This is a genomic window from Thiococcus pfennigii, from assembly GCF_016583835.1.
Classification (GTDB): Bacteria; Pseudomonadota; Gammaproteobacteria; order Chromatiales; family Chromatiaceae; genus Thiococcus; species Thiococcus pfennigii.
Window position 1 is genome coordinate 1 of record NZ_NRRW01000127.1, and the last position, 1,822, is coordinate 1,822.

The window sequence follows — 1,822 nt, forward strand, 5'->3', positions numbered from 1 at the left end:
GCTGGGGGCCGCCGGGGAGGCGGCGCGGCTGCCGGGGCATTGCGCCCCTTGGGTGGGACGGGGTGGCGGCGCCTCGCCGTCGGCCAGCCAGGCGGCCAGCTCGCGGCCGAACTCGGCGCCGGGCCGGTCGATGACCCGGTCCTGAAAGCGCCCGGTGCGGTCCTTGATGCACTCGGCGGCGTGGGCCTGGTTGATCTCCAGCAGCAGGTCGAACTCGTACTCGATCCCCTTGCCCTGCTCCGGCGCCAGGCCCACGCGCACCGGCTTGGACTTGGCGCCGCTGCCCTGCTCGACGGCCCATTCGGTCTTCGAGCGCATGGTCGCGATGACATGGCCGGGGTAGCTCAGGATCGCCTCGACGAGCGCGCGCTGCTTGGGCGTGCCCTCGCTCCAGGCCGACCACTTGTTGCCCTTGTGGCGGCTGCTCAGCGTGATCCGGTCGACCTCGTCGAGCAGCTCCTGCCAGGGGTGCGAGAGGCTGTCGCAGATCAGCACGTCGTAGCCGGCGGCGCCGGCCGCGGCGATGGCGGCGGTGTAGTTCTCGATGCGCGCATCGGCGAGGTCCAGCACGTCGAACGCGAAGCGGTCGGCGTACTTGGACGCGCTGCCGTGCTCGGTGTCGATCACCGCGACCCGCTGCCCCAGGCCGCTGGCGATCGCCAGCGCCGAGTAGGTCTTGCCGGACCCGGACGGCCCGAACAGGGCCGCGCGCAGCTTGGCGGCGGCCTTGGTGGCCGCGCGGAAGGCGAAGGCGTGCACGTTGCTGGTCATGGTGTCACCCCCTGTGACGTTGGTGGCGAGGGCCGGCGCCCCCGCCGTGATGGCCGGGCCGGCGCTCACCGCAGCGCCTCCGGCCGGTGCGCCGCGATCAGGGCGAGCGCCTTATCCAGGGCCTGGGAGAGCTGGCAAGCCGCGCTCTCCACGGTCCAGCGGACCTCACCCGTTTTCGGGAGACCGAAGGCGCCGGTCTTGCAGGCGCGCAGCGCGTCGAAGATCTGCGCCGGCGTGCAGTCGCACAGGACGGCATCGGCCCAATCCTCGAACGCCTGCTCGGCCGCGCTGGGCTCGGGCGGCGCGCCCCACCGCGCGCTGTGGCTGTCGGCAGCCTGGTACGGGTTGCACTGACTGGACATGGCCACCTCCTCAGAACGCCGCGCCAATGACCGGCCACTGGGCACCGTCGAGCCAGCGCAGCACCACGCGCAGATGCTCCACGGTGGGCGCGGCCGGCGAGGTCCCGGCGGCGATCGCGCGGGCCTCCGCGATGACCCGCTGCTCGTAGCGGTCCTGCGCCAGCGCGGACAGCCGCTCGTGCTCGTCGTGCTGGCGTTCGATTGCCTCCAAGACTCGGCGGGGCGGCGCGGCATAGACCGGGTAGCCGTCCAGCGACAGATGACGGATCGACATAGACACCCCCAGTGTCTTGTTTGGCGCCCACAGTGACCGACGCGGGCGCAGCAAGCCCGGAGCCGCCGGGCCGGAAGGGCACCGGAGAAAGCGCCCTTAGTGACAAGTCTAGCACTCTCGGCGCTTATTGCAAGCACTCAGAGTGACAAATTAGCCTGCGCCGGGACCCAAAGCGCCAGGCGCGCCGGGCCAGCGGCCCCGAGCGGCGACCAGGCGCCCGCCCCCGCCGGGGGCAGCGCCGCGGCCGGGAACCCCCAGCACACCGCGACCACCGGCAGCCCGCGCGCAGCCACCGAGCGGGCCAGCAGCAGCGAACCCCGCGAGGCGGGCGTCGCGAGCATTACGACGGCCCCGGCGGTGCAGGCCCGCGCGACGGCCCGCGTGCGGCCCGCCAGGCGCGCGGCGAGCGGCACCC

Annotated in this window: 3 protein-coding genes and 1 pseudogene; all 4 read right to left on the reverse strand. The window is 73.4% G+C overall.

What is annotated here, in order from left to right:
• Positions 1 to 840: AAA family ATPase (locus CKO41_RS18165; protein WP_200383276.1), on the reverse strand; the 840-nt coding region annotated here is incomplete at its 3' end.
• Positions 837 to 1,133, reverse strand: coding sequence for a hypothetical protein (locus CKO41_RS18170; protein ID WP_200383277.1), 297 nt, complete (start codon positions 1,131 to 1,133; stop codon positions 837 to 839). The genes CKO41_RS18165 and CKO41_RS18170, both read right to left, overlap by 4 nt.
• 10 nt (positions 1,134 to 1,143) lie before the next feature.
• A complete protein-coding gene (locus tag CKO41_RS18175) occupies positions 1,144 to 1,407 on the reverse strand; it encodes a hypothetical protein (RefSeq protein ID WP_200383278.1) in 264 nt (87 codons plus the stop codon).
• A gap of 137 nt (positions 1,408 to 1,544) precedes the next feature.
• Positions 1,545 to 1,822: pseudogene (locus tag CKO41_RS18505) on the reverse strand (hypothetical protein); the annotation flags it as partial.

Excerpts from the sequence above, each read along its gene's own strand:
- CKO41_RS18170 (WP_200383277.1), bottom strand. The coding sequence starts at position 1,133 with ATGTCCAGTCAGTGCAACCCGTACCAGGCTGCCGACAGCCACAGCGCG.
- CKO41_RS18175 (WP_200383278.1), bottom strand. The coding sequence starts at position 1,407 with ATGTCGATCCGTCATCTGTCGCTGGACGGCTACCCGGTCTATGCCGCG.